The sequence below is a fragment of the Microbulbifer sp. TB1203 genome (assembly GCF_030997045.1).
Lineage (GTDB): Bacteria > Pseudomonadota > Gammaproteobacteria > Pseudomonadales > Cellvibrionaceae > Microbulbifer.
In genome coordinates, this window is sequence record NZ_CP116899.1 from 372,267 (window position 1) to 399,266 (window position 27,000).

Consider the following 27,000-nt stretch of genomic DNA (forward strand, 5'->3'; position numbering starts at 1 on the left):
ACTTCTGTAAAATTGCGCCCTCTCCAATCCCGGGGCGCTGTGCAATCTTCTGCCGCGGCTTCCCCAATTCAGACAAGAGGCAAACTCCCGCGATGCTAGTTCTGCGTGGTGCTCCCGCACTGTCGAAATTCCGCCATCAAAAACTGCTCAACCAACTGCGCGCCCTGCAACCGGCGATCGGTGAGGTTTACGCTGAGTTCGTCCACTTCGCCGACAGCAAAAAGCTGAACGGGAAGGAGCAGGCGCTGCTGGAGCGGCTGCTGCAGTACGGCCCCACCGAGGAAAAGCACAAGCCCGAGGGCGAACTGCTTTTAGTGGTGCCGCGCCCGGGCACCATTTCGCCCTGGTCCTCCAAGGCCACCGATATCGCCCACAACGCAGGCCTTACACAGATCCATCGCCTGGAGCGCGGTATCGCCTACTACATTAGCGGCGTCGAATTAACAGAAGCTGAACGGGGCGAGTTGGCGATACTGCTGCACGACCGCATGGTGGAGGCGGTACTGACGGATTTCGACGCGGCCGGACAGCTGTTTCGCGAGGAAAAGCCGCGCCAGCTGACCAGTGTCAACCTGCTCGACGGCGGCCGGGAAGCGTTGGAAGACGCCAACGTGACCCTGGGCCTGGCGTTGGCGGAGGATGAGATCGACTACCTGCTCACCAGCTTCCAGGAGCTGGAACGCAACCCCACCGACGTGGAGCTGATGATGTTCGCCCAGGCGAACTCCGAGCACTGCCGCCACAAGATATTCAACGCCACCTGGACCATCGACGGCGAGGACCAGGAGCGCTCGCTGTTCAGCATGATCAAGAATACCTACCAGAAGGGCGGTGACAATGTGCTGTCCGCCTACGCGGACAACGCCGCGGTGGTGGTGGGCAGCGAGGCGGGCCGCTTCTACCCGGACCCGGAAACCCGCGAGTACGGTTTCAGCCGGGAGCCGATCCATCTGCTGATGAAGGTGGAAACCCACAACCATCCGACTGCGATCGCGCCATTCCCGGGCGCCGGCACCGGCGCCGGCGGCGAGATCCGCGACGAGGGCGCCGTGGGCCGCGGCTCCAAGCCCAAGGTGGGCCTGACCGGCTTTACTGTGTCCAACCTGCAGATCCCCGGCTACGAGCAGCCCTGGGAAGTGGATTACGGCAAGCCGGAGCGCATCGTCACCGCGCTGGACATTATGATCGAGGGCCCTATCGGTGGCGCTGCTTTCAACAACGAGTTCGGCCGCCCAAACATCTGTGGTTACTTCCGTACCTTCGAAGAGGATTTCGGCGGCGAGCGCCGCGGCTACCACAAGCCGATCATGATCGCCGGCGGCTACGGCAATATCCGCGAAGAGCATATTGAGAAACCGGAGTTCAAGCCCGGGGCCAAGCTGGTGGTGCTCGGCGGCCCGGCGATGCTGATCGGCCTCGGCGGCGGCGCCGCCTCCAGTATGGCCAGCGGTACCAGCTCTGAGGACCTGGATTTCGCCTCGGTGCAGCGCCAGAACCCGGAAATCGAGCGCCGCTGCCAGGAGGTGATCGACCAGTGCTGGCAGTTGGGAGACAAAAACCCCATCGCCTTTATCCACGATGTGGGTGCCGGCGGCCTGTCCAACGCCTTCCCGGAGCTGGTGAAGGACGGCGGCACCGGCGGCAACTTTGAAATCAGAAACGTGCCCTGCGACGAGCCGGGCATGAGCCCGCTGGAAATCTGGTGTAACGAATCCCAGGAGCGCTACGTGCTGGCGGTGATGCCGAAGGACTTGGAGCGCTTCGAGAAAATCTGCGAGCGGGAGCGCTGTCCCTTCGCGGTGGTGGGAGAGGCCACGGAAGAAAAGCACCTGCGGCTGAATGACAAGGAATTTGACGCCAAACCGGTGGACCTGCCCATGTCAGTGCTGTTCGGCAAGCCGCCGCGTATGCACCGCACCGCCAAAAAAAGGGAAGTGGAAACGGAAGTGTTTGTGACCGAGGGCATCGACCTGAACGAGGCCGTCGAGCGGGTGCTGCGCCTGCCGGCGGTGGCCAGCAAGAGCTTCCTGATCACTATCGGCGACCGCACCGTAACCGGCACGGTTTCCCGCGACCAGATGGTGGGCCCCTGGCAGGTACCGGTGGCGGACTGCGCGGTGACCACCGTGGCCTACGACAGCTACGCCGGCGAGGCCATGGCCATGGGCGAACGCACCCCGGTGGCGCTGCTGGATGCGCCGGCCTCCGGCCGCCTGGCGGTGGGCGAGGCGATCACCAATATCGCCTGCGCGCCGATCGGCCAGTTGTCCGACGTTAAACTGTCCGCGAACTGGATGTGTGCCGCCGGCCACCCGGGCGAGGAGGAAAAGCTCTACCGCACGGTGGAGGCGGTCGGCATGGAACTCTGCCCGGAATTGGGCATTACCATTCCGGTGGGCAAGGACTCCATGTCCATGCGCACCGCCTGGAACGACGAGGGCGAGGACAAGGCGGTAACCGCGCCGCTGTCGCTGATCATCTCCGCGTTCACCCCGGTCACCGACGTGCGCAAGGTGGCGACACCGCAACTGCGCCGCGACAAGGGCGAGAGCGAACTGGTCCTGGTGGACCTGGGCGCGGGCAAAAACCGCCTCGGTGGCTCCTGCCTGGCGCAGGTGTACAACCAACTGGGCAGTACCCCGGCGGACCTGGACGATCCGAAACGCCTGAAAGGCTTTTTCGAGGTGGTGCAGGAGGCCCTGCGGGAAGAGAAGATCATCGCCTACCACGACCGCTCCGACGGCGGCCTTTTCGTTGCCCTGGCGGAAATGATGTTTGCCGGCCGCATTGGTATGGATGTGGAGCTCTATGAGCTGGGCGAGGACCCAATCGCCGCGCTGTTCAGCGAAGAACTGGGTGTCGTACTGCAAGTGCCCGCTTGCGATGCAAGGATGCTGGTGAAGACCTTCGGCGAACGAGGTATCCCGGCGCACCAGATCGGCTTCCTGAACGACAACGAGCACCTGTGCATCACCCGCGAAGGTGTGCAGATCTTCGGCCGTTCCCGCGCCGAACTGCAGCAGATCTGGTCCGAGACCAGCTACCGCATCCAGGCGCTGCGCGACAACGCCGACTGCGCGGCGCAGGAATTCGCCGCCATAGCCAAGGAAGATCCGGGCCTGTCGGTGAACCTGAGCTATGACCTCAACGAGGACGTCAGCGCGCCTTACATCAGCAAGGTGTCCCGGCCCAAGGTGGCGATACTGCGGGAGCAGGGGGTCAACAGCCAGGTGGAGATGGCCCACGCCTTCCACCGCGCCGGCTTCGCCGCGGTGGACGTGCATATGAGCGATATCCTCGCCGGCCGCGTGGCCCTGGACGACTTCAAGGGGCTGGTGGGCTGTGGAGGCTTCTCCTACGGCGACGTGCTCGGCGCCGGCGAGGGCTGGGCCAAGACCATCCTGTTCAACCCCCGCGCGCGGGACCAGTTCCAGGCGTTCTTCGAACGCGGAGACACCTTCAGCCTGGGGGTGTGCAACGGTTGCCAGATGTTCTCGGTGATCAAGGAGCTGATCCCCGGCGCCGATCACTGGCCGCGGTTTGTGCGCAACCTGTCCGAACAGTACGAGGCGCGCTTCGCGCTGGTGGGCATCGAGGAGACACCCTCGGTGCTGTTCAAGGGTATGGCTGGCTCTTACATGCCGGTGGCGGTCGCCCACGGAGAAGGCCGGGTGGAATTCGCCGATCGGGAGGCGTTGGAAACCTGTGAGCAGTCCGGCACCATCGCCATGCGCTACCTGAACAATAATCGCGAGATCACCGAAACCTATCCGGCCAATCCCAACGGTTCGGTCAACGGCATCACCTCGCTGTGCTCCGAAGACGGCCGCGTGACCATCATGATGCCGCACCCGGAGCGGGTCGCCCGCGCGGTCAGCAACAGCTGGCACCCGGACGATTGGGACGAGGATTCCGGCTGGATGCGCCTGTTCCGCAATGCACGGGTTTTTGTGGATTGATAATTTTGTTGTTGTAGGAGCGGGCCATGCCCGCGATCAACATCGTTGACTCGCGTGATAGCTCGGCGCATCCATGTGCCTCGGCCTTCGGCCAGCTAAAGCTGCTCAAATCCGTTCCCGACGGATTTGTCCATGGCGCTCACCCTACGGGCGCCTTCGGCGTCCAAATTTGGCTCCGGCCGCTCCAGGTATTCGCGGAGCCTTCGGCCCAGACAAATTTGTCGCGGGCATGTCGGATGGCCGCCCCGCCGCTCCTACAATCGCATCTCTCCCCTGCCTGCCGGGCAATTCCCATATTTCCTGCTACACTAAAAAAGTTATCCACAATAATTTTTTGCGTATGGTGCAGGTACCTATTTCTAGCCTATCCAACCATTTCCCATCCGCTGCAGTGACGGTATTGAAGCGCTGCACGCATCCATTCCCGGTCATTTCGTATCCAACAAGAACCCGTTAAGGAGATTGCGATGGCTTACAACAAAACCCTGGCAGAAAAAGTGCGCGAACTGTTGCAGAGAAACGACGGCCTCACGGAAAAGCAGATGTTCGGCGGCCTGGCATTTATGTTGAACGGCAATATGGCCTGCGGCGTAGTGGGTGAGGAACTGATGGTGCGAGTGGGTCCGGACAACTACCAGGATGCCCTGGAGCAGCGCTACACCAGGCCGATGGACTTCACCGGCCGGCCGCTTAAAGGCATGGTGTATGTGGAAGAGGATGCGATTGCAGCAGCCCTGGACGAATGGGTCAATCGCGGGGTGGAGTTTGCCGGTTCTCTGCCGCCGAAATAATTTTCGGGAGGAGGAGAATTTGTCCCGGCCGGGCTATTCGACCTGCAACCTGTAGGCGAGGACTCCGCCCAGCAACATCGGCACTGCAAAGAGATAGAAATTCCCCGCCATACTGACCCCGGAGGCGATGGTCACCCCGGCAACCGCCGGTCCGATCACCGCGCCAAACCGCCCCAGGCCGACCGCCCAGCCGACGCCGGTACTGCGTATCCCTGTGGGGTAGACCTTGGCCGCCACGGCATAGAGCCCGCAAAAACCGCCTTGTTGCATCAGCCCGATCAAAAAGATCAACGCCAGCAGCAGGCTTTCGTCCCTGGGCGCCAGGGCAAAAATGATCATGCCTGTAGCAGCGGAGATGAGAAAGAAGCTCACCAGACCGGTCAGCTTCCATCGGGTTGCCAGGCTCCCCAGTAGAAAAATTCCCAATACGCCGCCCATATTGAACAGGGAAAAGGCATAGTTGCCGGTCTGTTCCGGCAGCCCCGCATTGATCACCATTTTGGGAATCCAGCTCATCAGGAAATAGAGCGTGCAAAAGCACACGAAAAAGGTGAGCCAGAGGTTCAACGTCGTGCGGCGATTGGCGGGGTTCAACAACGCCAGCATATTGGCAAGGACACCACTGCTTTCACCGCTGCGCCCGGCACTGATCAGGGGAAGTTCTTTGAGGGGCTCGCGCCCGAGCCGGAGCAGGATTTTGTTTATCTGTACCAACGCCCCGGGCGGGCGTTTTTCAAGCAGGAACTGCAGGGATTCCGGGATCAGCCAGTAAACGAACAGTGCCATCGCCAGGGTAATAGTGCCCCCGAGCACAAAGAGGCTTCGCCATCCATACTCGGGCAACAGTTCACCGGCTACCAGTCCGGTGGCCATCGCGCCCAGTGGATAGCCGGCGGTTACCGCGGCCACCGACAGGGCCCGGAATTTTACCGAACTGTACTCGGAGGCCAGAGCCGCCTGGCTCGCCAGCATGGCTCCCGCACCCAGCCCGCTGAGGAAACGCAGCCCTATCAGTTGCCATAGGTTGTCGGCATAGCCGGTCAGCAATACGCTGCTTCCGATCGCCGCCATACTGGCGATCATCACCTTGCGGCGCCCGATCACATCGGAAGCCGACGCCAGGAACATGGCTCCCAGCATCATCCCCGCCAGGGCAAAACTGAATAGCAGCCCCAGCTTGTCCTCCCTTAGCGACAGCTCCCCGCCGATCGCGTTTACCGCCACGGCCATGGCGGTGATATCGAAACCGTCGAGCATATTGCAGAGTAGGCAGAGAGCGATAACGGTCAACTGCTGGGCGCTGATGGAACCCCTGTCGATAATATTCGCCACCAGTGCGGCACCGGTGTTGCGGGGCGATAGAACTTCCATATTCACCTCTTGTCCGGAGGGGCGGGAGTGATTTCGTTATCCCGACAGCTTATTCCTCTTTTCCGGTGGAGACTTGTGTAAATCGGACATCGACGAGGAGTGGAACCGTTATTTTTCAACAACTGGCTACAGGGCCTGCAAGATGGTTCCTATCTCGTTTTCCGCCAGCCTCCCTGTGGGCGGCATAAATCCGGAAGGGGCCGTGAGCCGGTGTTCGAGCAGGGTCCTGCCGTCCTCCTCCCGCAGCCAGCCGCTCTGCCGGTTCAGCAGCTCGCCGGGATTGCCGCTCAGCTCCGTGTGGCAACCGGAGCAGTGCTCCAGCAGCAGGTGCCTGGTGCCGCCTTCAAAGCGGATACCGTCGATATCCGCGGTTTGGTATTTCCGCCCGTGCTCCCGATAGGCCTCACCGTTGGAAAGGCGCAGCAGCGCCTTGTTTTTGTCGTCGACGATGAGCAGGGAGCCGTCCTTCAGCTGCAGCAGACCCACCGGCGCGCCTTCCGGTCTCAGTCCCTGGACCGGGTTCCAGTGGCTGACGATCTCCCTGTGCTGCGCGTCTCCCGCGGAGCCCCCTCGCGGGGAAAAGGTATGCCGGGAGAAATCCCGGGCCGGCGGAATAGGATCGCGGTTGAAAACAGGATTTTTATCCAAAATTGGGAGACCCTCCGCGGTGGTCGGATAGCTGACCAGCCGGTGGCCGATAACCCGGTATCCATGCCAGCTCATCAGCAGGCTGCCCTTGGGAATGGGCAGTCGATCGCCGCTGTAATAAATCATGTCCAGCGGCGCCACGTGGGGCGGCATCAGGCTGTAGGGCTCGATATAGTCGGCCTGCGAGCAGCCGTCGGGAATAAAGCCGGTATCCAGTTTGCGGTTGAAGCAATAGGGCCAGCCGTAGAAGCCGCCCTCGCGAATAATATTGATTTCCTCGTAGGGCTCCTCGGCATCTTTCCGGTCGGTGCTGTTTTCCCCCTGTAAAATGGTGCCGCTCGGGTGCACCACCAGCGCCATGGAATTGCGCAGCCCGCTGGCGTAGAGCTCGAAATTGCTGTCCCAGCGCTGCTCTTCGCTCAGGTAGTGGTAGCGCCTGAGACCGACGGAATCGATTTCATTACACTGTGGGCGGTCTCTGGTGAGTCCGCAATCGTCGCTTTTCGAGCCGGCATTTACCAGCAGATCGTTGTCGGGCAGGAATACGAAGCTGGTCAGGGGGTGCAGGTGCTTACCGGGTGCAAACGGCAGTCCTTCGATCACCGTTTCCTGCGCAGTTATCCGGTCCCCCTCAAGTTGAAAACGCACGATCCTGTCGGCTTCGCCCAGGTAGAAATAACCTCCCGGGCCGGATTTGATGTCGTGGGGCAGGTTCAGGCCGGTGGCGAGCCTGCTGGCTTTGCGCAGGTTGCGGTAGCGGTTGTCTTCAAACTCCAGCAGCCACAGAATCCCCTTGCCGGCACCCCAGCCGCCCATATCCGTAACCAGAATCCGGTTGCCGTCTGGAATTTCGAGAGCCTTGCGGGGTTTGATAAAGGCGGCGCCGCTTTCCGCGCTGACCATAAGACCCAGGCAGGTGCCGGGCGCGGTGCCGACCGGAAGCTTGGGCAGGCCGTCGCAGGTTTCGGGCAAAGGTTGGTAATTGGCGGTACTGGCAGTTGCGCAAAGGCCGAACAACAGGCCGATAATCCATTTACTGCATAAATCCATAAAGCTGAAAACTCACAGACAACGGGAGGCGTTGACCCGGCAATAGACAGCGCCGGGTCGATCATTGGATGCGGCAAGTTAACCGATCTTCAGGTGTTTGTTAATCGGCAGCTCGCGAATCCGTTGCCCGCTTGCGGCAAAAATCGCGTTGGTAATGCTCGGGGCTACCGGCGGCACGCCCGGTTCGCCGACGCCCGCGGGGGGTTCTTCGGAGGCGATCAGCTCGACCGACAGCGGCGGGCACTGGTGCATACGGAGCAGCGGGTAGTCGTGGAAGTTGCTGTTCACCACCGCGCCGTTCTGCATTTTTATCTCGCCCATCAGCGCCAGGCTCATGCCGAAAATCATCGCCCCTTCCATCTGCGAACGCACCCGATCCGGGTTGACCGCCAGGCCCACATCGGCGGCGCAGTGCATCTCCAGGATTTTGAGCTGGCCGTCGCGCACTTGCACTTTGCTGGCGATGCCCACATAGGACAGGAAGCTGCGGTGCACGGCAATGCCCCAGCCTTCACCCGCGTTTTTTTCGTGATCCCCGCGCATATTCAGATCCGCTTTCGCCGCCACGCGCCGCAATACCTGTTTCAGGCGCGCGGTATCCACGGGAAACTTTTCCAGGTCCTCGCCGTAGTTGTCGTACTTGTAGTCCCCCTGGCTGGGGTTGATATGCCGGTCCGAGCCTATAAGTTCCAGCAGGAATTCGTCCGGGCGCCGGCCGCCTGAATAGGCCAGTTCATCGGCGAAGCTGCACACGCCGAAGGCATTCTGGATATTGGAGACGGACCTCAACCAGCCGATACGGGTGTGGTAATCGGCGCGCTGGGTCTCGGTCCTGCGGTTGGGAATGGCGAAGGGCATATCGGCTAGGCCCAGACGCAGTTCCGAATTGGAGGGGCGGTCGACGCCGGCCTGGAAAGTGCCGCTGATGGAGGGGAAGGCGGTGCGCTGCAGCCAGCTTTCTACCTTGCCGTCGCCGTTGAAGCCGGCTTGGAAGTGCGCCGCGCTGGCCGCGTGGTAGTAGTCGTGGCGCATATCGTCCTCGCGGCTCCACACCACTTTTACCGGCCGCTGCATTTTTCTCGCTAGCAATGCTGCCTCGACGACAAAATCCGGCTTGGACTTGCGCCCGAAGGCGCCACCGAGCAGGGTAACGTTGACTTTTACCTGCTCCGGCTTCAATCCCAGTGCACTGGCCACGTTCTGCTGCACCGACTGCGGGTCCTGCACGCAGGCCCAGACTTCGCAAGCGCCTTCGCTGACCTGTGCAGTAGCGGCAAGCGGTTCCATGGCGGCGTGGGCCAAGTAGGGCACGGTATAGGTGGCGCTGTGGCTGCGGCTGGCACCCGCCAGCGCGGTGTCCACGTCGCCGTGATTGATGATGGTCTTGCCCGGTTCCTGTACCGCCTGTTTCAGTTCTTCCAGGTAGGCGTCGCTGTCGTGCTGGCTGTGGCCGGTTTCGCTCCAGGTAATATCCAGCAGTTTGCGTCCTTTTTGTGCCGTCCAGGTATTGTACGCCAGCACCGCCACACCGCTCAGGGGGTTGAACAGCGGCGGTTCCGCGCCGCCGTCCAGCTGTGCGATGGCGACCACGCCCTTCACCTTGCGCGCGGCGCTGTCGTCGATACGGGTGATCTTGCTGCCCAGTACCGGCGCGCGCTCGATACTGGCAATCAGCAGATCGTCGAAATACACATCCTGGCCGAAGCGTGCCCGGCCCGTGACCATGTCCGGTGTATCGACGGTATTGACCGGTTTGCCGATATATTTGAATTGCGTGCTGTTTTTCAAACGGAGATCTTTTTCATCCGGCACCGGCTGCCCGGCGGCGGCTTCGGCCAGTTCGCCGAAGCTCAGGCGTCGGCCGCTGGGGGTGTGGATGACGGAGTGATTTTCCGCCCGGCACTCGCCGGCGGGCACTTCCCATCGCTGTGCCGCGGCCCTTTCCAGCATGGTGCGGGCGCTGGCGCCCATGCGGCGCATGGTGTCGTAGAAGCGGCGCACACTGCGCGAGCCGTCGGTATTCTGGTCGCCGTAGCGCTTGTCACCCAGGCCCTGGATCACTTTCACCTTCTGCCAGTCCGCTTCCAACTCGTCGGCGACTATCTGGGGCAGGCCGGTGCGGATACCCTGGCCCATTTCCGAACGGTGGCAGACGATCGATACGGTATCGTCGCTGTCGATACTGACGAACAAATTGAACTCGTTGTTTTTATCCAGCCCCGCGGCCCAGGCGGGTTGCCAGCCGGGCAGGTTGGCGCCGAGCACCAGGCCGCCGGCGCTGAGGCCGGTGAGTTTGAGAAACCGGCGCCGGTGGATATTTTTTACTGTGGTATCAGACATCGGCGTTTCCCTCCTTAGTCGCGGCACTTTTTATTTTGGCCGCGGCTTTCATTTTGGCCGCGGCGCTGATTGCGGACTTGATACGCGGATAGGTGCCGCAGCGACAGAGGTTGCCGGTCATGGCCTGGTCTATCTGTTTGTCGTCGGGGTTGGGGGTCTGTTGCAGCAGCGCGGCGGCGGACATCAGCTGGCCGCTCTGGCAGTAGCCGCACTGGGGCACGTTGTGCTCTATCCAGGCCAGCTGCAGCGGGTGATCGCCATTTGCGGAAAGTCCCTCGATGGTGGTGATCTTTTTGCCCTCGGCGAAACTGACCGGGGTCAGGCACGCGCGCACCGGCTGGCCGTCCAGGTGTATGGTGCAGGCGCCGCAGAAGCCGCCGCCGCAGCCGAATTTGGTGCCGGTGAGTTTGAGCTCGTCCCTGAGCACCCAGAGCAGTGGCATATCCTCTTCCACTTCAACCTTATGGGCAGAGCCGTTGACTGTTATTTGCATGGGCTTTCTCCGTAGTGTGACCTGGATATTGTACCGAGGGCCACGCCCTCGCTTGATCTCTGCACGCTCAGCGCATTTTTGCGGCTAATACGTGCAATGAGCATGCATATACGCCGCAAAAATGCACCGAGCGCACAGATCCCGGCGCGATCATCGCGGCCCTCGGCACAATCTCCAGGTCTTCCAATCCTGTTGTGTGTCGATATCAATGGCGCCGTTGGGTACCGGCACTTCGGTGATAGCGTACTGTTCCGAGCGCAGCAGGTCGCGCGCGCCGCGGTCGCTGTTCAACTTCGCCAGCTGCGGGAAATACTCCCTGGAAAAAACGGCCGGCACGCCCCTGCGATCCGCGTAGAAACTGCAAACGATGGTTTTATATTCTGTCCAGCACTCCAGCAGGCGCCGGATATCCGTGCTGTCGATCGCCACCTGGTCCGCCAGTAAAACCAGGGCCGCATCACAGCTCGCCGGCAGCTGCCGAATAGCGAAAGCGAGCGAGCCGCCCATGCCCGACTGCCAGTCGCGATTTTCGCGCAGGTCCAGCTGCGGGTGGGCATCGACAAGTTGCCGGTGCCAGGCGCCGGTCACGATAAGCGGCGTCGGGAGACCCAGCGGTGCCAGTGTATCGGCACAGTGTTGCAACAGTGTCCTGCCCCGGTGTTTAAGCAGCAGTTTGCAGTGGCCGAAGCGGTTCGAGGCACCGGCGGCGAGAATAATTGGCTGGGTCCTTGCCATGGCTACGCCGGCGCGTCTGTTTTTATGGTTAATTTGGGGCCGGGGCTCAGTGTGCGCCCATCGGCGTCGTGCAACACCGCGTGTACCTCCGCGCAGGTTGCCAGTGCGATGCTCTCCGGCAGTTCGCCGCCCAGGTTCAGGCCGATGGGTGCGCGCAACGGCGCGGGCAGCGATGCATTCAACTGCTCCAGGGTCAGCCCGGCCAGCCGCAATACCCTGTCCCGGCGGCTGATGGGCCCGAGCAGGCCCAGGTATTTCAGCGGTTGCAAATACAGTGTCCGCAGAGCCGCTGCATCCAGTTCGAGATTGTGATTCATCACGACGGCGGCATCGACCTGTTGTAAGTCCAGTTGAGTGGATAGCTCGTCAGGATGACAGTGGTAACTGTTGCACCCGGGAAAATAGGCCGAGCGACCATTGGCGGGGCGGGGATCGCACAGGCTCACCTGCCAGCCCTGGGTGAGAAACAGTTGTGCCATGGGGCGCGCGTCTGCGCCGGCTCCCATCAGCAGTATGTGCGGCAAGGGGGCGACCGGTGTCTGCAGCCAGTCGCCGTCGTCGAGGTGGAGCAATTCCGCTCTGGATGTGAAATTGATTGCCCATGAAGAAGAGATTCGCGCCACAGTTTCACCGGCCGTGGGAATTTTTTGCCGATAGTGGCAGGGCTGGCGCCGGAGCAGGTGATTGCGCAATTGCTCCAGCTGCAGATACTGGTTTTCCGCGAGCAGCGGCTGCAACAGAATATGCACTGTGCCGCCGCAGCCGATACCCAGTTGAAAAGACAGGTCGTCTTCGTCGCTGCCGTCGTAGCAGAGTGTTTTCGACAGGCCGGACCCGAGCACCCGCTGGGCGTGCCGCTGGATATCCGCTTCCAGGCAGCCGCCGCTGAGCAGGCCGTAGTGCTTGCCCAGTTCGTCGAACAGCATCATGGCACCGGCCTTGCGGTAGCAGGGGCCGGAAGTTTTGTAGACGGTGCCCAGCACCCATTTGCGGGTAGTTTTGTGGCGGTGCCAGAGTTCGAGCAGTGCTTGGAGCTGGTTCGCCATACGGCTCGCTCTGTGGTTATTGTTTGGCGTGGCGGAAATACTACCGCAATAGCATGGGCGTTGCATGGCGCCCTGTATCGCTTAACTAAGAGCCTGTTTGGAGTCTTCATATCGTCCCGTTCCGTGCGGGGCCGGTATGGGTGCCTCTTTGCCTCTTTCCGGGACACGGGCTGGGCGCCCCCCTTAAATACGTCCCTGTACACTCGTAATCGGCATCCATGCCTCATACGGTCCCTGAAAGAGGCACCCATACCGGCCTGGCGGATTTTGCGCGAGACTCCAAACAGGCTCTTAGTGCCAGGCAGCAGGGCTAACCTGTTTTCTGTCGGCGGCAGAAGATCAATACATGAAAGGTGTTATTAATGGTTTAAAATCCAGCTACAATTTCGATTCTGCCCGCATGATAGCTGGTTTTAAATCTATTGGTATTCTTTATTTAATAGTTGTAAAAGCAGCTTTTGTGTATAAAATTAGAAATCAATAGATGATTTTCAACCTCTTATGAGTTTTCACGGCAAGTCTGACCAACAAATCCTTCAAACCCTCGGCGAGCGCCTGCGCGGGCACCGCCTGCGGCGGGATATCACCCAGGAGCAGCTGGCGGAGCGGGCCGGCCTCTCCGTGTCCACAATCAAGGGGCTGGAGTCCGGCCGCGGGCGGCTGGACAGCCTGGTGGCGGTGCTGCGGGAGCTCGGGCAGTTGGACGGGCTGGAGTCCTTCCTGCCGGACCCGGGTATCAGCCCGCTGCAGCTGGCGGAGCGGCGGGGCAGGCCGAGACAGCGCGCCAGCGGCACTTCCCAGGCCGCACCGCGCGGTAAAAAGAAACCTGAATCGGATTGGTAAACCCCATGGTAGAGCGTATCGAAACGGCAACCGTCAAACTCTGGGGCGACCGGGTGGGTGCCGTTTCCTGGCACCCGAATGGCTACGGCGTATTTGAGTACGATCCGGAGTTCGTGCAGCGCGGGCTGGACCTGTCCCCCGTGGTGATGTCCATTTACAGCGGCAGCCGGCTGTTTTCCTTTCCCAGCCTGAGTCGGGAGACCTATCGCGGGCTGCCGGGCCTGCTGGCGGACTCCCTGCCGGACAAATTCGGCAACGCGATCATCGACGCCTGGCTGGCGCGGCAGGGCCGCACGCCGGGGGATTTCAGCCCCATCGAGCGGCTCTGCTACACCGGCCACCGCGGTATGGGAGCGCTGGAATTCGAGCCGGCGGTGGACGGCCGCTTTCGCGAGTCGGCGCCGGTGGAGATCGCCGAGCTGGTAAAGCTGGCCCAGTCCGTCACCCACCGGCAGGAGCACCTGGCCTCGCGCCTGGGCGCGGACGACAGCGGGAATGCCGGCGCCCTGGCGGATATCCTGCGCGTGGGCACCAGTGCCGGTGGTGCCCGAGCCAAGGCGGTGATCGCGATGAACGCCGCCGGCGATGTGCGTTCGGGGCAGGTGCCGGCACCGTCGGGCTACGACTACTGGCTGCTGAAATTCGACGGCGTGGACGATATCGAGCTGGGCGAATCCCAGGGTTTCGGCCGTATCGAGTACGCCTACTATCAAATGGCGCAGGCCGCCGGGGTCGGGATGATGGAATCCCGCCTGCTGGAGGAAAACGGCCGCGCCCACTTTATGACCCGGCGCTTTGACCGTGTGGACGGGGACAAGCTGCATATGCTCTCCCTGTGCGGTATCGCCCATCTGGACTTCAATCAGGCCGGCGCCCACTCCTACGAGCAGGCCTTTGCGGTCATGCGTGAACTGGGCCTGCCCAAAAGTGAGGCCATCCAGCAGTACCGGCGCCTGGTATTCAACGTGCTGGCGCGCAACCAGGACGATCACACCAAAAATATCGCCTTCCTGATGGACCGCGGGGGCGAGTGGTCCCTGTCCCCGGCCTTCGACCTCACCTACGCGCATAACCCCGGCGGCCGCTGGACCAACCAGCACCAGATGAGCATCAATGGCAAGCGCGATCAGTTCACCCTGGAGGATCTGGTCATAGTGGCTGAGTCCATCAGTATCAAGAAACCGCGGGACATTATTGAGGAGGTCGCCGCCGCGGTGGCGCGTTGGCCGGAATTTGCCGAAAGAGCAGGGGTGAAGGAAAGTTTTGTCCGACAAATTGCCGAAAACCACCGTCAGCTACTGTAACCCTGGGGAGCGCGGAACTGTTTATTGGCGCTGAAGGCTCCAGTTATTGGGCTGAAGGCCACAGGCCCGCCTATTCCTCTCTCTCCGATCCCATGGCGTCTATCGGCTCACATGCCTACCGCTGTCCCCGGCGCTGCCCTACACTGACTTTCACAATTACCTTTGACGACGGCGCCGACTCTGGCGCCAGGCTCCATGCAGATCCGTAAAACGGGATTCGATATGACCACAATAACGCTGAACAATGGTGTCGAGATTCCACAATTGGGATTCGGCACCGCCGCCATCGACGAATGGCAGCAGGACAACAGCTACGTCACCGACACCATCCTCAAGGCGATGTCCATCGGCTATCGGCACTTCGATACCGCCTCCGTCTACGGCAACGAGCGCGCCCTCGGCCGGGCCATCAGGGATTCCGGCCTTCCGCGCCAGGAGCTGTTTATTACCAGCAAGGTGTGGGACACGGAGCAGGGTCGCGGTACGGCGGCTGCCTTCGAGCGCAGCCTGGAGCGGTTGCAGTTGGATTACCTGGACTTGTACCTGATCCACTGGCCGATGCCGGCCTATACCCGGGAAACCTGGGAGGCGATGGAGGAACTGTACGACGAGAAGAAAGTGCGGGCGCTTGGCCTGTCGAATTTCCGCAAGTCCGATATCGAGCAGATCGCCACTTTCGCCCGCGTCAGGCCCACCTGCAACCAGATAGAACTGCACCCCTATCTCACCCAGCGGGAAATGGTGGACTACTGCCAGTTCCACAAGCTCGCCGTTGTCTGCTGGTCCCCGCTGGGCTCCGGCAGCTGGAGCGGCGTACCGGCCACGGCAAGACCCGTCGTGGACCCGGCGATTGTCCAATTGGCGCAGAAGCACGGTGTGACCGCGGGGCAGATTATCCTCAAGTGGAATATCCAGCAACAGCGCATCGCGATCCCAAAAGCGGAAAACCTGGATCACATTCGGAAAAATTTTCTCCTCTACGACTTCGAGCTGAGCGAAGAGGAAATCAAGACGATCGACAACCTCAATTGCAACCACCGCTTCGGCGCGGATCCGGATGTCGCCCACGAGATCAACAAAAAAGTACCGGTACCAAACTGACCCCCCGGGACCGCGGAGCTCCAGCTCCGCATACCCTTCGTGAACCGAACCCAAATATCCGGACTAGACTTGATTTGCCATATGATCTTTCGAGGCAGACTATGCACAACAAAACCGATCGGGCAGGGAGCGGCGATTGGTCCCGGATCAGCCGCAGAGACTTGCTAAAGGGCACCTTTGGCGCGGGTACACTGGGACTGACGGTCGGCGGGCTGGCTTCCTTTCCCGGAATCACCTACGCCGCGGCACTGACCAAGGAAGAACGCGACAGGATGACCCCGGACCAGGTGCTGGAACTCCTGATGAAGGGCAACAAGCGGTTTCGCGAAGGAAAAATGCTCCAGCACGACTACCTGGCCCAGAAAAGGGCAAGCGCTGCCGGGCAGTATCCGGCGGCGGCCATCCTGAGTTGTATGGACTCGCGAACTCCGGCAGAAATTATCCTGGACGCGGGACTGGGGGAAACCTTTAACGCCCGCATCGCGGGCAATATTTGCACCGACGATATTGTCGGCAGCCTGGAATTCGGCTGCGCCCTGGCGGGGGCAAAGCTGATCCTAGTCATGGGTCACACCGCCTGCGGCGCGATCCGGGGCGCGATCGACAATGTAGAACTCGGGCATCTCACCGGCCTACTGGAAGTCATTAAACCCGCCGTAGAAGCTACCAGGTATGACGGCGAGCGCAGCGGCAAAAATGCCGGATTCGTAGATGCGGTGGCGGCCACCAATGCCCGGCTCGCCGTGGATGAAATCCGGCGCAGAAGCCCGCTGTTAGCGGATCTGGAAAAAGAGGGCAAGATAAAAATAGTCGGTAGTATGTACCATCTGACCGGGGGCAGAATCGAGCTTGTTACCTGAGGGCCGTCCGGATTGGCCCGGAGTAAATCTTCACGGTAAACGCAGCCGCCTGTAACTTTTCGTGGAATCAGGTCAGGGCGTTTGCCACAGGTTCAGTCCTCAGTTCCTCGGGTTTTTGACGCATCTGCTGTACCAATGACGGTTCGAGTTGGGCCTTTTTCTGCTGTACCTGCAATGCCCGGCGATAGACCTGGTCGGCGACAATATATTCCTCGGCGCGCTGATTGATATTGCTGTACCGCTCGTTTAGCTCCTCGATCTTGCGTGACAGATAGTTCAGATCGAGGATGCCGTCGAAGTAGAGGGCGATCAGTCGCTCGCACTCGCGGGCGATGGCCAGGTACTCGTTGCCCATCTCGCGGTGGCCTTCGTAGTTCTTCTTGAAGTTGAAAAACGTCTGCACGCCACCGAGCAGGGCAGTGATCAGTGCCAGCGCGGCGCCGGTCCACTTGGTCCAGTCCGGCAGTTCGGCGTTGATCAACGAAAAAAACAGCGAGCCCAGGAACAGGTTGATCACCACAATCGGCACACCGCAAAGCACATGCATATTGCGCCCCCTCATGGAGGCGCGGAAATGGCTGTGTTTGCACAGATGGGCGTTCCAGCGGAGTTTTTCCAGGACTTCTACGGTGTTGGGGATATTAGCCATGAACGGACCGTTCCTTGTGGATATCAACTGTCGGGGCGGCATTGTGCCTGTCGGCGGTGGGATTCTCAGGGTGCCGGCATTGAAGGTCAAATAGAATCGCCGATCCATTGTTGCGCGGTGGTTATATTTTCAGCGATGAGAGAGGTTTCGCCCTCCCCTGGGAGGGGGCGGGCAGAAGCTGTCGAATGGTGCCGGAGGCTGAATTGGCCGGGGGCAACCAGGAGAGACCCGAGGTAAGCGGGGTGGCTATCGGCGTTTCTCCAATGGCCTCTCGCCTAAGTGTTTAGTCCACGGTTTACAACAGTTGCTGGAAAAAACGGTCCCGCCTTGGGAGATAGTGATTATCGTAATCGAGGGATAGCACTACCTTGTGGGCCCGTCCGACTATCTCTTTTCTGGGGACAAGGCCGATTACGCGGGAGTCGGCGCTGTTGTCCCGATTGTCGCCCAGGGCGAGATAATAGTCTTGCGGAACACGGACCGGGGAAAAGCTGGACATTGCCGAGCCGCGCTTGTGCAACCGCACCAAGTGCTCCACACCCAGCAGGTCTTTGCGAACCTCCCGGAAGAAGGGGGACTCGCTGGCGAGCGTATATGACAGGGGTTCGCCATTGATGATCAGCCTGTTGTTGCGCAGCTCCACCGCATCCCCGGGAATACCCACAACCCGCTTTACGAGCCGATTGCCGCTGGCTTCGGAATCGAATACCACGATATCGCCGCGTTCCGGCTCGCCGAGCCGTGCCAGTGAGGTGTGGGTGAAGGGAACTCGGATATCGTAGGCCATTTTATCGACAAGGATATAATCGCCTTCCAGTATGGTGGGCTTCATGGATCGGGAACAGTAGGGTAGAGCGATTCTCCCTGAGTACCCGTGCAAGACCCTGTCTCATGGCTAACTCCTTTTCAGTCAGAAAATGATGAGGTTAGGCCGTAAAAACACAGATGGGTTCCTGAGTTGCGCGTGCTGTCGGTAGCCGTGTGCCGAATGCCGTTGCCTAGAGCACGGGAAATGTGCGTATGCAGGACATGGCGCATGAGGGAGCGGTGCTCAGTTTGGTGGCGCCGCTGGTTATTGCGGGAATGAGCTGATTGTTGCTGGTTTAGGCGTGCTGTACACATTTACTCACTGTCGGGCTGTGGCACCAGGGTTACGTAGCTGCCGGAGATTTCCGCGCGCAAATTCAACTTGTGTGCGACTTCGGTCAGTGCGGCATCCCAAGGTGTATTTTCCAGCTTCAATTTGTCTATTTTTCCGCTGACTAAGTCTAAGCCACGGATTTTGAGCCCGCCGAATTCGGCAAATAGCTCGATTGCCTGGCGAGCCTCAATATCTTCGAAGTGCATAGAAAGCGTTTCGTGCACAGGCTGTAGCGGCTTAGCCTCCGTCGGTCCGTTCAGTAACCAAACCGAAGCTACGGAAACCGCCAGGCCGAAGGCCATGGAGGCAGTGAGAAGGGTTTGATTCTTTCTCTTGCGAGTCTGTAGCAGCAGAGACTGATAATGTAAATTACCGCGGAGGCTATTCTGGTCTACATCGCGAAACAAAGTGGTAATATCAGTATTGTAAGCACGGCAGACCTTCTTCAGGATGCCAATCGAAGCCGAAGCTTGATCGTTCTCCAGCTTGGACAGGTAAGACTGCTCAATACCGATCTTGCGCGCCGCCTCCGTCTGGCTCCAGTTTCGCTCGGCGCGCAATAATTTGAACTGAGTTCCCAAGCTGTTCATAAATTAATCTTTGTAATATATTTGCAGCGAGCTCCCTTTAAGTCAGCCCCCGCCGCGGTTATCGTCAGTTGTCGGCTGTTCTCGATCGAATTCTATCAGCATTTTGACGATATCTGCGCAATGAATATCTTCAAGCTGCACACTGATTGGTTCATCGGGGTTGTTCAGTTTATAGTCACTGGTTTCTGACGGACATGCCTTGCTCACCACAGTCCAAACTTCCGAGATAGGCTGCTGCTGGGCTTCCATATTGAGGGCATTGACTTCGGCGTCGACCATCAAAAGAAAAATTATAGTAAAAGTTTTCATAGTAACTCCCTATTGATTTATGGACTGCGATCCAGGCTAGCCGTCACTTGGTATTTTCCCAAGGAATAGTTAGGAATGATGATGAATAGTTCAGAATAGCGCTTTTCTGTATTGGTACTTGATATAGATGCTGATATGATTATCAGTCGCCTTCCTGACCGAAGTCACCAGTAATGCCGGCATGCCCATACTTACGGCGGCGGAGATGGTTCAGCAATCAAAGTTTGCGCAAAGGAGAGGGGTGAGAGCGATTTATATCGAGAGCCCCAGCCCCTTTCCCCAAGGGGGAGAAGAGCTGGGGGAGAGGCTGGACTTCAGATTTGACCGCGGTGGCGATCCCATTGCCAAGCCGTTTACAGCATGGCCATAAATCGATTCCTTCTATTGCTGCTTGGCCTCCCCGATCTTGGCTATTTTAATTCCCAATTGCCATGCAGGTATTCAAGTACTGCCATACGGCCCTGGTCCAGCAACTGAATATTTTGTACACGATAGGGGCCACCCAGTCCGGAGGATACCAGGGTGCTGTCATCCACCGGTATTTTCATTTCCCGCTGCCCGGGCTCGAACCATTCGGCCTGATAGCTCAGCAGCGTGGGTTTGTACTCACCATTGGGAGCAATGCCATATACCAACGCACGGGTTTCATAGCGCCCCGGTTGTTGCACGTCCAGTGCCAATCTCAGACCTTGAGCATCGCTGTAGACAGAGGAAACTTCAGCGGTTTCTTCGAAGATATTTGCTGAAACCACGGCCACGCGCTCAATAGACTCGTTGCTTGAATTGCGTATGGTAGAGCGTACCTCGACTTGCCATAGCTCGCCGGGCATGGATGGGGCGTCAACCTTGATTGGCCAGTGTACCCTGTACCGGTTGTTTTCCATTCGTCCGCTCACCGTGTAGCGTTTGCCGTTGGGCGCCACCAAAGTGGATGAGATGGACTCAATCTTGGCTTTGGACTTTGGGCTGGGTTGGGCGTCCAGAACCAGGTTATCGGAGCGGGAGAAGCGGGTTTTCGGCGTTTGTACTTCCAGTTCTATATCGCTGTTTTTGTCCAGGACGTAGACGATATAGTCTGTATCATCTTTGGCGTTTCCGTTGGCCTCCAGCCTGAACTTTCCCCGCCCCATATCCTTTGGCACCCGCATGGCATGAGCACGGCTGTAGAACTTTGGAAAATTCTCTCTCAGACCTTGGGATTTTCGATGCAGAGCGATGCTGTCATCGTCAACCCGCCGCCGCTGTACGCCGTTGGACAGGGTCATTCCCCGAGGGACTTCCCGGTTGACAATACGTTTTCCATTTCTGACGCTGTCGAGCGGAGTGATCTGAATCACGGCCTGATCTGCATCTACGGTCAGGTCTACGCCGCTATTCAGCTCTGCGCCGCTGACTTTGCGGAAAAATACCCGACTTTTTTGTATGGCACCGACATCAGTAAGGCGCTGTGCAATGCTGCTGTCCACATGTTGTGAGAAGCTAATCTTCTCCCGCTTATTGTTGGCCAGATCCTGGGCAAAGGCCGAGGAGGTAAATACGAGTGCTAAGGTCACCAAATTTATGATTAATGATTTCATTGTGTCACCTCAAATGTCGTTTCTTAGGATAACATCGAGATTAAAGCACTTTCGCCGGCTCTGGTTGTGGCTGAGGGGTTCGCCATCTCGGGTTTTGTCATGGTCGTAGAACCACAGGTTGCCAGCGGCATTCTGTGACGAGCAGTTGATAAAACCATCAGAGCAGCTGCTCAGCCACTCCTGGGTTACTTCCAGGCCGAGATTTTCCGTGTACCCTCCGCAGTAGCTGTCGGAGTCCCAGACCGCGGTTTCCACATCCGTGCCCACAATATTCCAGAAACCCACCGGGAGCGACGGACGCCCGGAAGTTCCCAGCAACCAGTTTTCATTGTAATAATCCATCCAGCTGGTTTGCTGCATACGCACGGCGTCGTTCTGGTAGCCGAGCAGCCATCCCACCGATGATTCAAATACATTGCCCGCCATCACGGCATCCGCCAGAGGCGTGCCCGCACTGGAGGCCGCGATAACATTCACCCAGCGGGTATTTTCAATGATGGTGGAGTAGCGGCTGTCCCAGGTGGGGTTGGATAATATCCAGCGCATCACATTGCCGCCATTTGAATGGGTGGTAACCACCAGGTCATCAATATTCATGGAAGTTATAAAGTCGTAAAGCTGCGTCGCCAGACACCCCGCAGCGGCGTCGTCCCACATATACTCTTCAAAATTACAATTGACTATCAGGAGATTGCCGCCGCTGGGTAATCCCTGGCGAATGGACTCCACCATTTCATAGGTCCAGTAGTCGTTATAGGCGTCTGATTGATGGCCGGTACCGTGTACCAGAGCAATGCCTGTGGCGGCCTGGGAAGCTGCCGGTATGGCAAGCATCAGGACCAGCGACACCAGTAGGGAGGTTGTTCGTATTTGCATGATTGTTTCACCTGCTTTCTCTCTATTGTGGTTAGGTAAGCAATAGGGTTTTGCCCGGAGAGTGAAAGAGGATTAATGCTTTTGTATTATTTTTATTCTGGATGATTAAGACTAATTAAGATTATGCATTCAGTACCCGGGTACTACATAAATGCAAAAATGTGTGCCGTATTACAAAATTTACTCCACCGGAAACTTATCGACCTCGAAAAATAAATGGAACCGGTGTTGGTCTTGATATCAGCTGAATACTGTTTTTTCAAGTTAAACTTCAATGCGGTTAACGAAAATCAGTAAATTCGTATTTTGTCATTTCTCTTTGGCATCTGAATTAACCAATAGCAAGTATATTGTTATTGAAAGGACAAGATCAGAGTGCGTTATAACGCAGAATTCAACCAGCAAGGTGCCTGTCAAAATTCCACTCCGGATCAAATTGTTAACCGATAGCGGAAACAAAATATCCCGGAAGGAAAATTGGTATTTTGACTGGGCGGTCGAATGGGCCTGGCTATTCAAGGTTTAGGTTGTGCCGGAAACGCAATTGCCGGCAGAATCACAATCGGAGCGGAGATCATTATACGAGGTGGCCGACGGCGTCATCGAATGCCCTGCAGGATCGGCCGGATTCCCCGGCCGTTTCCTGCTTTTGCTGGCGCTTTCGCCTGCATCAGTTCTCTTCTGGGTCCGCTACCAACCCATCTTTTGTTTGATAAAGGCGGTGAGTTTCTCCCCGTTGTCGATATGCTGGGCCACTCGGGGGTGCTGGCCGTAGCCGGTGTAATCGAAGAAGAGGGTGTCCAGCTTCTTGTCGTTGAATTCCGTCTGCATGCGCTTGACCGCTGCGCGGATATAGTTAGGCCACTTGTCGTTGGCGGTGGCATCCATACTGCCCAGGGCGGAGATAATCTGTGCGTCGGGGTACTTTGCGCGGATACTGCGTACAAAATCCACATAGGCCTGGATGCGCTCCTTATCGGAAGGGATGGGCTCCAGGCGCTTCTCCCGGTCGATCAGCCAGCTGTCGTTCTGGAACAGGTTGATCACCACCACATCCGGTGTCCAGCGGCTGAAATCCCACTGGGTCTCATTGTCGCCCACTGCACTCAGCTGGTCGTAGTACTGGGGCATGATAAAGGGGAACCAGCTCACCATAATGCCGATACCGCTCTTACAGATGGTGTGTAGTTCCGCATCCAGTTTACGAGCGGCGACGGAACCATAGGCCCAGTAGTTGTTCTTCTCCGAGGCCAGATCGTCGCGGCCGTTGTCCGCACCCTCGTTGCCCATGCCGCAGGTGATGGAATCGCCATAGATTTCCATCCGCCGTTTCGGTCGCGTTGGGGGCGACAGCTTGCCGTTGTCATCCAGGAGCAGTCCCTTGAAGGCGGAGGCCCCTTCCTCGCCCTCGGTGCGCTTGTAGATTTCCAGCGTGTGTTTGCCGGGCGCCAGGGCGCGGGAGATCTCGTAGCTATGCTCGCCCTGCTTAGCCTCCAGTACATAGGGGTGGAGGGTATTGCCGTCCACAATCACGTTGTAATAGTTCCGGCCCTTCTGGTCGTCCAGCACCAGGCCCAGGCTGGTGCCGGTAAAGTTGGCCTTGATACTGGTGCCCGGCCAGGAGAGCTGGGGGGCTTTCTTGTCGGTGAAGTCTATGCGGCCGGTGTAGAGCAGTTCCGGGGCATCTGCTTCTATTTTGGCGGCTGCGAGGAGGTCCCCGGATAACAAGGTTAGCCACAGGGATGACGTCAAGAGAAATAATTTCTTCATTGGCTTTATATACTGGTTTAGGATGTAATCAGTGTTTGGGTCTAGTGTCCGCACTGAGACCTTAATGTCAAGTTCTATCTCTTGATTCTACGCTTAATCTTTATCGCTAGAATCCCAAATATAAGATACTTTGCCAATCAGATTATTCTGGCTGACAGTGCCAAACATGCGCGAGTCTCGGCTGTTGCAACGGTTATCACCGACTATGAAAAGCGCCTCGTCGGGAACTGTCGTTTCGGGGAAATCCCGGATATAGCAGACTCCTTCCGGTTTTAAAATATAGTTCTCTTCTTGTCGTTGTCCATTAACTATGGCAATAGAATCCTGGACCGATATATTATCTCCAGGCCTGGCCATCACTCTGCCTATAAAAGGGGCATCCAATTGCGGTGGCTTGTAGACTACTATATCCCCAATTTCTGGCGTTGTATTGGCGTAGGCGAAGGTTTTGACCAGAATATAGTCCCCAGGATTCAACGTCGGCATCATCGATGCGGATGGAATATGGTAGTACATAATACCCCACATCCTTGCGCGTGGATCCAGGGTGGCAGTGCCGAATGGGTTAATGAGGTACACAGTCAGAGCTATAACCCCTGTTGCCCCAATAAGGAAAATTGGTAATTTTTTCATTTCATTCTAGTAAGTATTTGTCGTTATCGGCTATTGAATTTTGAAATCAATCGAGAGTTCGGCCTCATACTGGATTTCATCAAAAGACGGCGCTTGATATGAGGGCTCCAGGGATTGAGAAACATAGTCATCCCGCTCCTTTCGTGACCCGGTTACAACTACTTCTTCCAGAGCCATGGCGCCGCGGGTCGCCTGAAAGTCCATCTTTGCATTTCGGATGCCGACAGGGGTGAGTTTGACGCCCAATGTCTGCTCGTAGTTAGCCTTTTGCTCCATGATTCGTTGCAGGGCAATGGACCTCATTTTTTTGTTATACTCCTCTTTATTGGAGTGCTCGAAGGTTGTATCGGACAATATCACCTCCTGGTTCTCGTCCGCCAGCCGGGCTATTGCCTCCAGCTGGGATTCCTCGTCGATGGTAACCGCCATTCGGTTAATCACTTTGTAGCTGCTCGGGGTCTTCCCGAACCATCCATACTGGGGTGATGAAGAGAACTTTGAATTTTGGATGGCGTCCCGCGGTATGCCAGCAGAGTTGAGCGCACTTCTTAGCCTATCCCGCAGAACACTGTTGCTTGCGATTGCATCGGCCAACTGCTTCTCCTCTGTGGTAACGACCAAGCTGACGATTGCCTGATCTGAATAGGCCTTTTCTTCGGCGTGGCCTGAGATGGTTACCACATTATCGGAAGGGTAGAGTAGTCCGCGCAGATCTTGCGGCGTGCCCTTGATTTCGGGTACAGCAAAGCAAAAGTTTGACAAAAGAGAAGCGGTAAAGAGGAAGAGGGATTTTTTCATAAAAATCTTACCTTACTATAGGTTTCTAGCAGAAATACGCCTTTCAAAAATCTTCACCTGCTTCGCTCCCAAGAACTTCGGTTCTAAAGCGTTCACGCAAGTAATTTTCATCCAGAGTGTGATGCCACAGGTTGGAACTCTGTCCTTTGTCGAGGGCTATTTCACCCACTCTACCCGGGTTGTACCGCAGAACCTTTTGTGTTTTGTAGCTGGCGATGTCGTCTGTGTAGGCATTTTCCGGCGAGATGATATCCCAACCTTCTTCCCTGAGGGAATCTGCCAGATCGCCTACAAATAGCGCTGTGATATCCATTTCATGCAGCAGGAGTACATGCTTCGGGGAGCGACCGATGTGAGTTATTGCCAGTTGATCGTGATGCTCTATGCCTTCGCTTATGACACTGACGTAGAAATTCTTAAGCTTCTCCAGGTCAACTTTGATCCCCTTGTCGATGGCCTCCTGGAACAGCGTTTCAATATACCAGTCGTAATTGTTGAGGGTGATATAGGCATTAATATATCCGTTTTCCTGCAGGTACATTCTCATACCATCCCGTTTGGCGGTAGTATTACCCTCTCTCAAGTAGGGGAAGCGAAACCACTTTTTAAAAGTCGGGAAGCCACTTAAGAGTTCCTAATTACCATCTAAGGTAAGCCAAGCCGAGGAGTAAGCGCGCACAGGTCGAATCTGTGGTTAAAACGTATCCTAATTACCACTCTTGCTAAGTAACGATTACCTGTATATAAATACAGTTATCTCGTTGATCTGCAAGGGAATCCGCCATGGCTCGCAACAAGGTACAGTTCCAGAAGGGCATCAGTTTGACCAAATTCCTCAAGGAGCACGGAACCGAGGACCAGTGCTTCGATGCGCTCTGCCGGTGGCGATGGCCAGACGGATTCCGCTGTCCCCACTGCGGGCATGACAAGTATTGCGACTTGTCTCACCGCAAGCTGAAGCAGTGCAACCGATGTCGCCGCCAGACGTCGATAACCTCGCGCACTATCTTCGACTCCACCAAGCTACCCCTTACCACCTGGTTTCTTGGTATCTTCCTCATTACCCAGGATAAGAAGGGCATCTCCTGCATGGAGCTGGCCCGTCACCTGGGTATCTCCTACAACGCTGCCTGGCGCATGAAGCAGAAGCTCATGCAGGTAATGCTGGAGCGGGACCAGCACTACAAGCTGTCCGGCTTCATCGAGCTGGATGACGCCTATCTTGGCGGCGAGCGTACCGGATGCAAGCCAGGACGCGGCGCTGACGGCAAGACACCCTTTGTTGCCGCTGTTGAAACCACCAAGGAAGGCCAGCCATCCCGGATCAAGCTCTCCATCATCAAGGGTTTCCGAAGCACCGAGATTTCCGCCTGGAGTAAGCGCCATCTGAGTGAAGGCAGCACTGTCATCTCGGATGGCCTCGCGTGTTTCAATGCCGTCACTGAAGCAGGTTGCGCACACGATAAGATTGTCTGTGGTGGTGGCCGCGCTTCCGTTGAAGAGCCCGAGTTCTATTGGGTGAATACTGTACTCGGCAATTTAAAGAGCGCTTTGCGCAGTACCTACCACGCAATCCGGCCTAAATATGCGCAGCGCTATCTGGCGGAATTCCAGTACCGATTCAACCGCAGATTCGATCTTTGCGCGCTCATTCCCCGGCTTATCTACGCCTCTCTCCGGACTCCACCAATGCCGGAAAGATTGCTTAAACTCGGCTTAGCTTAGGTGGTAATTAGGTAAGAGTTTGTCGGCTTTGGCGACGTTATCGATATAATCCTGTAGATTCAGCTCATTGAAGTCAGGGTGTGAGTGCGTGTGATTGGCAATGATATGGCCGGCATCACTGTAGGCCTGAAGGCGCTGCATGCCCTCCCGGTCCAGCTTCTGGCTCACCGAGAAAAAGGCCACTTTCGGGATCTTGTGTTTTTCCAACTCCGCCAGAAGCATTTTTGCACGGGTGGGGCCATCAAAGTAACCAGTTGCCTTCCTGGGTGCGTCATCAAATGTTAACGCCAATTCTTTGGCGTGGATGAACGGTGAGGCGGCGAGTAACAGTATGAGGACTATTTTGTAACGCATGGTCTGCTCGATTTTTGTTGCTAGTGCGGACATTGTA

The 27,000-nt window shown here is 57.6% G+C and carries 25 protein-coding genes; 8 read left to right on the forward strand and 17 right to left on the reverse strand.

Annotated features, from left to right (window positions below):
- Window positions 1-92: 92 nt before the first annotated feature.
- Together purL and PP263_RS01545 are read left to right on the forward strand one after the other, a co-directional pair.
- On the forward strand, window positions 93-3,959 hold the full coding sequence (gene purL, locus PP263_RS01540) for a phosphoribosylformylglycinamidine synthase (RefSeq protein WP_308366618.1): 3,867 nt from the start codon (window positions 93-95) through the stop codon (window positions 3,957-3,959).
- A gap of 467 nt (window positions 3,960-4,426) precedes the next feature.
- Window positions 4,427-4,750, forward strand: a complete 324-nt coding sequence (locus PP263_RS01545) for a TfoX/Sxy family protein (protein ID WP_183455887.1) — start codon at window positions 4,427-4,429, stop codon at window positions 4,748-4,750.
- A 33-nt stretch (window positions 4,751-4,783) separates the two neighbouring features.
- Here PP263_RS01545 and PP263_RS01550 read toward each other — a convergent pair whose 3' ends face one another.
- The 6 genes from PP263_RS01550 to PP263_RS01575 all read right to left on the reverse strand — a co-directional run bounded on the left by PP263_RS01550 (window position 4,784) and on the right by PP263_RS01575 (window position 12,433).
- Window positions 4,784-6,121 carry an MFS transporter gene (locus PP263_RS01550; protein ID WP_308366619.1) on the reverse strand — a complete coding sequence of 446 codons (1,338 nt, stop codon included), beginning with the start codon at window positions 6,119-6,121 and terminating at the stop codon, window positions 4,784-4,786.
- 126 nt (window positions 6,122-6,247) lie between these two features.
- Window positions 6,248-7,819 carry a PQQ-dependent sugar dehydrogenase gene (locus PP263_RS01555; protein ID WP_308366620.1) on the reverse strand — a complete coding sequence of 524 codons (1,572 nt, stop codon included), beginning with the start codon at window positions 7,817-7,819 and terminating at the stop codon, window positions 6,248-6,250.
- Between the two features lie 78 nt (window positions 7,820-7,897).
- On the reverse strand, window positions 7,898-10,159 hold the full coding sequence (locus PP263_RS01560; protein WP_308366621.1) for a molybdopterin cofactor-binding domain-containing protein: 2,262 nt from the start codon (window positions 10,157-10,159) through the stop codon (window positions 7,898-7,900).
- On the reverse strand, window positions 10,152-10,652 hold the full coding sequence (locus PP263_RS01565; RefSeq protein ID WP_308366622.1) for a 2Fe-2S iron-sulfur cluster-binding protein: 501 nt from the start codon (window positions 10,650-10,652) through the stop codon (window positions 10,152-10,154). The genes PP263_RS01560 and PP263_RS01565 overlap by 8 nt, the downstream gene beginning before the upstream one ends.
- Before the next feature lie 150 nt (window positions 10,653-10,802).
- Window positions 10,803-11,387 carry a nucleotidyltransferase family protein gene (locus tag PP263_RS01570; RefSeq protein ID WP_308366623.1) on the reverse strand — a complete coding sequence of 195 codons (585 nt, stop codon included), beginning with the start codon at window positions 11,385-11,387 and terminating at the stop codon, window positions 10,803-10,805.
- Window positions 11,388-11,389: 2 nt separating this feature from the next.
- Window positions 11,390-12,433, reverse strand: coding sequence for an XdhC family protein (locus PP263_RS01575; protein ID WP_308366624.1), 1,044 nt, complete (start codon window positions 12,431-12,433; stop codon window positions 11,390-11,392).
- 346 nt (window positions 12,434-12,779) lie between these two features.
- Here PP263_RS01575 and PP263_RS01580 point away from each other — a divergent pair, with 346 nt between their 5' ends.
- The 5 genes from PP263_RS01580 (at window position 12,780) to PP263_RS01600 (ending at window position 16,541) form a co-directional block, all read left to right on the forward strand.
- On the forward strand, window positions 12,780-12,917 hold the full coding sequence (locus tag PP263_RS01580) for a hypothetical protein (protein WP_308366625.1): 138 nt from the start codon (window positions 12,780-12,782) through the stop codon (window positions 12,915-12,917).
- Window positions 12,918-12,934: 17 nt separating this feature from the next.
- Entirely contained in the window at window positions 12,935-13,276 is a 342-nt protein-coding gene (locus PP263_RS01585; protein ID WP_308366626.1) for a helix-turn-helix transcriptional regulator, read from the forward strand.
- A gap of 5 nt (window positions 13,277-13,281) precedes the next feature.
- Window positions 13,282-14,580 (forward strand): type II toxin-antitoxin system HipA family toxin, encoded by a 1,299-nt coding sequence (locus tag PP263_RS01590; protein WP_308366627.1) that lies wholly within the window; start codon window positions 13,282-13,284, stop codon window positions 14,578-14,580.
- Between the two features lie 222 nt (window positions 14,581-14,802).
- The gene (locus PP263_RS01595) at window positions 14,803-15,681 is read left to right on the forward strand and encodes an aldo/keto reductase (RefSeq protein WP_308366628.1); all 879 of its coding nucleotides are present in this window, start codon (window positions 14,803-14,805) and stop codon (window positions 15,679-15,681) included.
- A gap of 101 nt (window positions 15,682-15,782) precedes the next feature.
- The gene (locus tag PP263_RS01600) at window positions 15,783-16,541 is read left to right on the forward strand and encodes a carbonic anhydrase family protein (protein ID WP_308366629.1); all 759 of its coding nucleotides are present in this window, start codon (window positions 15,783-15,785) and stop codon (window positions 16,539-16,541) included.
- A gap of 67 nt (window positions 16,542-16,608) precedes the next feature.
- On the opposite strand, the gene PP263_RS01605 is transcribed toward PP263_RS01600, so the two are convergent.
- The 10 genes from PP263_RS01605 to PP263_RS01650 form a co-directional block, all read right to left on the reverse strand.
- Complete coding sequence (locus PP263_RS01605; protein WP_308366630.1) at window positions 16,609-17,190, reverse strand: SLATT domain-containing protein; 582 nt, start codon at window positions 17,188-17,190, stop codon at window positions 16,609-16,611.
- 295 nt (window positions 17,191-17,485) lie between these two features.
- On the reverse strand, window positions 17,486-18,022 hold the full coding sequence (gene lepB, locus PP263_RS01610; protein ID WP_308366631.1) for a signal peptidase I: 537 nt from the start codon (window positions 18,020-18,022) through the stop codon (window positions 17,486-17,488).
- A 290-nt stretch (window positions 18,023-18,312) separates the two neighbouring features.
- Entirely contained in the window at window positions 18,313-18,921 is a 609-nt protein-coding gene (locus PP263_RS01615) for a helix-turn-helix transcriptional regulator (RefSeq protein ID WP_308366632.1), read from the reverse strand.
- Window positions 18,922-18,963: 42 nt separating this feature from the next.
- Window positions 18,964-19,230 (reverse strand): hypothetical protein, encoded by a 267-nt coding sequence (locus PP263_RS01620; RefSeq protein WP_308366633.1) that lies wholly within the window; start codon window positions 19,228-19,230, stop codon window positions 18,964-18,966.
- A 410-nt stretch (window positions 19,231-19,640) separates the two neighbouring features.
- Window positions 19,641-20,807 (reverse strand): DUF4785 domain-containing protein, encoded by a 1,167-nt coding sequence (locus tag PP263_RS01625; RefSeq protein WP_308366634.1) that lies wholly within the window; start codon window positions 20,805-20,807, stop codon window positions 19,641-19,643.
- Window positions 20,808-20,816: 9 nt separating this feature from the next.
- A complete protein-coding gene (locus tag PP263_RS01630; protein ID WP_308366635.1) occupies window positions 20,817-21,683 on the reverse strand; it encodes a hypothetical protein in 867 nt (288 codons plus the stop codon).
- A 690-nt stretch (window positions 21,684-22,373) separates the two neighbouring features.
- Window positions 22,374-23,453 (reverse strand): SGNH/GDSL hydrolase family protein, encoded by a 1,080-nt coding sequence (locus PP263_RS01635; protein ID WP_308366636.1) that lies wholly within the window; start codon window positions 23,451-23,453, stop codon window positions 22,374-22,376.
- 93 nt (window positions 23,454-23,546) lie between these two features.
- Entirely contained in the window at window positions 23,547-24,086 is a 540-nt protein-coding gene (gene lepB, locus PP263_RS01640; protein WP_308366637.1) for a signal peptidase I, read from the reverse strand.
- A 30-nt stretch (window positions 24,087-24,116) separates the two neighbouring features.
- Window positions 24,117-24,884, reverse strand: coding sequence for an SIMPL domain-containing protein (locus PP263_RS01645; RefSeq protein WP_308366638.1), 768 nt, complete (start codon window positions 24,882-24,884; stop codon window positions 24,117-24,119).
- Window positions 24,885-24,927: 43 nt separating this feature from the next.
- A complete protein-coding gene (locus tag PP263_RS01650) occupies window positions 24,928-25,425 on the reverse strand; it encodes a hypothetical protein (protein ID WP_308366639.1) in 498 nt (165 codons plus the stop codon).
- Window positions 25,426-25,667: 242 nt separating this feature from the next.
- Between PP263_RS01650 and PP263_RS01655 the strand changes: the two genes are divergently transcribed.
- Complete coding sequence (locus PP263_RS01655) at window positions 25,668-26,609, forward strand: IS1595 family transposase (protein WP_308365347.1); 942 nt, start codon at window positions 25,668-25,670, stop codon at window positions 26,607-26,609.
- Here the strand turns inward: PP263_RS01655 and PP263_RS01660 are convergent.
- Window positions 26,601-26,996, reverse strand: coding sequence for a polysaccharide deacetylase family protein (locus PP263_RS01660; RefSeq protein ID WP_308366640.1), 396 nt, complete (start codon window positions 26,994-26,996; stop codon window positions 26,601-26,603). The genes PP263_RS01655 and PP263_RS01660 overlap by 9 nt on opposite strands.
- Window positions 26,997-27,000 lie beyond the last annotated feature (4 nt).

Excerpts from the sequence above, each read along its gene's own strand:
- purL (WP_308366618.1), top strand. The coding sequence starts at position 93 with ATGCTAGTTCTGCGTGGTGCTCCCGCACTGTCGAAATTCCGCCATCAA.
- PP263_RS01545 (WP_183455887.1), top strand. The coding sequence starts at position 4,427 with ATGGCTTACAACAAAACCCTGGCAGAAAAAGTGCGCGAACTGTTGCAG.
- PP263_RS01550 (WP_308366619.1), bottom strand. The coding sequence starts at position 6,121 with ATGGAAGTTCTATCGCCCCGCAACACCGGTGCCGCACTGGTGGCGAAT.
- PP263_RS01555 (WP_308366620.1), bottom strand. The coding sequence starts at position 7,819 with ATGGATTTATGCAGTAAATGGATTATCGGCCTGTTGTTCGGCCTTTGC.
- PP263_RS01560 (WP_308366621.1), bottom strand. The coding sequence starts at position 10,159 with ATGTCTGATACCACAGTAAAAAATATCCACCGGCGCCGGTTTCTCAAA.
- PP263_RS01565 (WP_308366622.1), bottom strand. The coding sequence starts at position 10,652 with ATGCAAATAACAGTCAACGGCTCTGCCCATAAGGTTGAAGTGGAAGAG.
- PP263_RS01570 (WP_308366623.1), bottom strand. The coding sequence starts at position 11,387 with ATGGCAAGGACCCAGCCAATTATTCTCGCCGCCGGTGCCTCGAACCGC.
- PP263_RS01575 (WP_308366624.1), bottom strand. The coding sequence starts at position 12,433 with ATGGCGAACCAGCTCCAAGCACTGCTCGAACTCTGGCACCGCCACAAA.
- PP263_RS01580 (WP_308366625.1), top strand. The coding sequence starts at position 12,780 with ATGAAAGGTGTTATTAATGGTTTAAAATCCAGCTACAATTTCGATTCT.
- PP263_RS01585 (WP_308366626.1), top strand. The coding sequence starts at position 12,935 with ATGAGTTTTCACGGCAAGTCTGACCAACAAATCCTTCAAACCCTCGGC.
- PP263_RS01590 (WP_308366627.1), top strand. The coding sequence starts at position 13,282 with ATGGTAGAGCGTATCGAAACGGCAACCGTCAAACTCTGGGGCGACCGG.
- PP263_RS01595 (WP_308366628.1), top strand. The coding sequence starts at position 14,803 with ATGACCACAATAACGCTGAACAATGGTGTCGAGATTCCACAATTGGGA.
- PP263_RS01600 (WP_308366629.1), top strand. The coding sequence starts at position 15,783 with ATGCACAACAAAACCGATCGGGCAGGGAGCGGCGATTGGTCCCGGATC.
- PP263_RS01605 (WP_308366630.1), bottom strand. The coding sequence starts at position 17,190 with ATGGCTAATATCCCCAACACCGTAGAAGTCCTGGAAAAACTCCGCTGG.
- lepB (WP_308366631.1), bottom strand. The coding sequence starts at position 18,022 with ATGAAGCCCACCATACTGGAAGGCGATTATATCCTTGTCGATAAAATG.
- PP263_RS01615 (WP_308366632.1), bottom strand. The coding sequence starts at position 18,921 with ATGAACAGCTTGGGAACTCAGTTCAAATTATTGCGCGCCGAGCGAAAC.
- PP263_RS01620 (WP_308366633.1), bottom strand. The coding sequence starts at position 19,230 with ATGAAAACTTTTACTATAATTTTTCTTTTGATGGTCGACGCCGAAGTC.
- PP263_RS01625 (WP_308366634.1), bottom strand. The coding sequence starts at position 20,807 with ATGAAATCATTAATCATAAATTTGGTGACCTTAGCACTCGTATTTACC.
- PP263_RS01630 (WP_308366635.1), bottom strand. The coding sequence starts at position 21,683 with ATGCAAATACGAACAACCTCCCTACTGGTGTCGCTGGTCCTGATGCTT.
- PP263_RS01635 (WP_308366636.1), bottom strand. The coding sequence starts at position 23,453 with ATGAAGAAATTATTTCTCTTGACGTCATCCCTGTGGCTAACCTTGTTA.
- lepB (WP_308366637.1), bottom strand. The coding sequence starts at position 24,086 with ATGAAAAAATTACCAATTTTCCTTATTGGGGCAACAGGGGTTATAGCT.
- PP263_RS01645 (WP_308366638.1), bottom strand. The coding sequence starts at position 24,884 with ATGAAAAAATCCCTCTTCCTCTTTACCGCTTCTCTTTTGTCAAACTTT.
- PP263_RS01650 (WP_308366639.1), bottom strand. The coding sequence starts at position 25,425 with ATGTACCTGCAGGAAAACGGATATATTAATGCCTATATCACCCTCAAC.
- PP263_RS01655 (WP_308365347.1), top strand. The coding sequence starts at position 25,668 with ATGGCTCGCAACAAGGTACAGTTCCAGAAGGGCATCAGTTTGACCAAA.
- PP263_RS01660 (WP_308366640.1), bottom strand. The coding sequence starts at position 26,996 with ATGTCCGCACTAGCAACAAAAATCGAGCAGACCATGCGTTACAAAATA.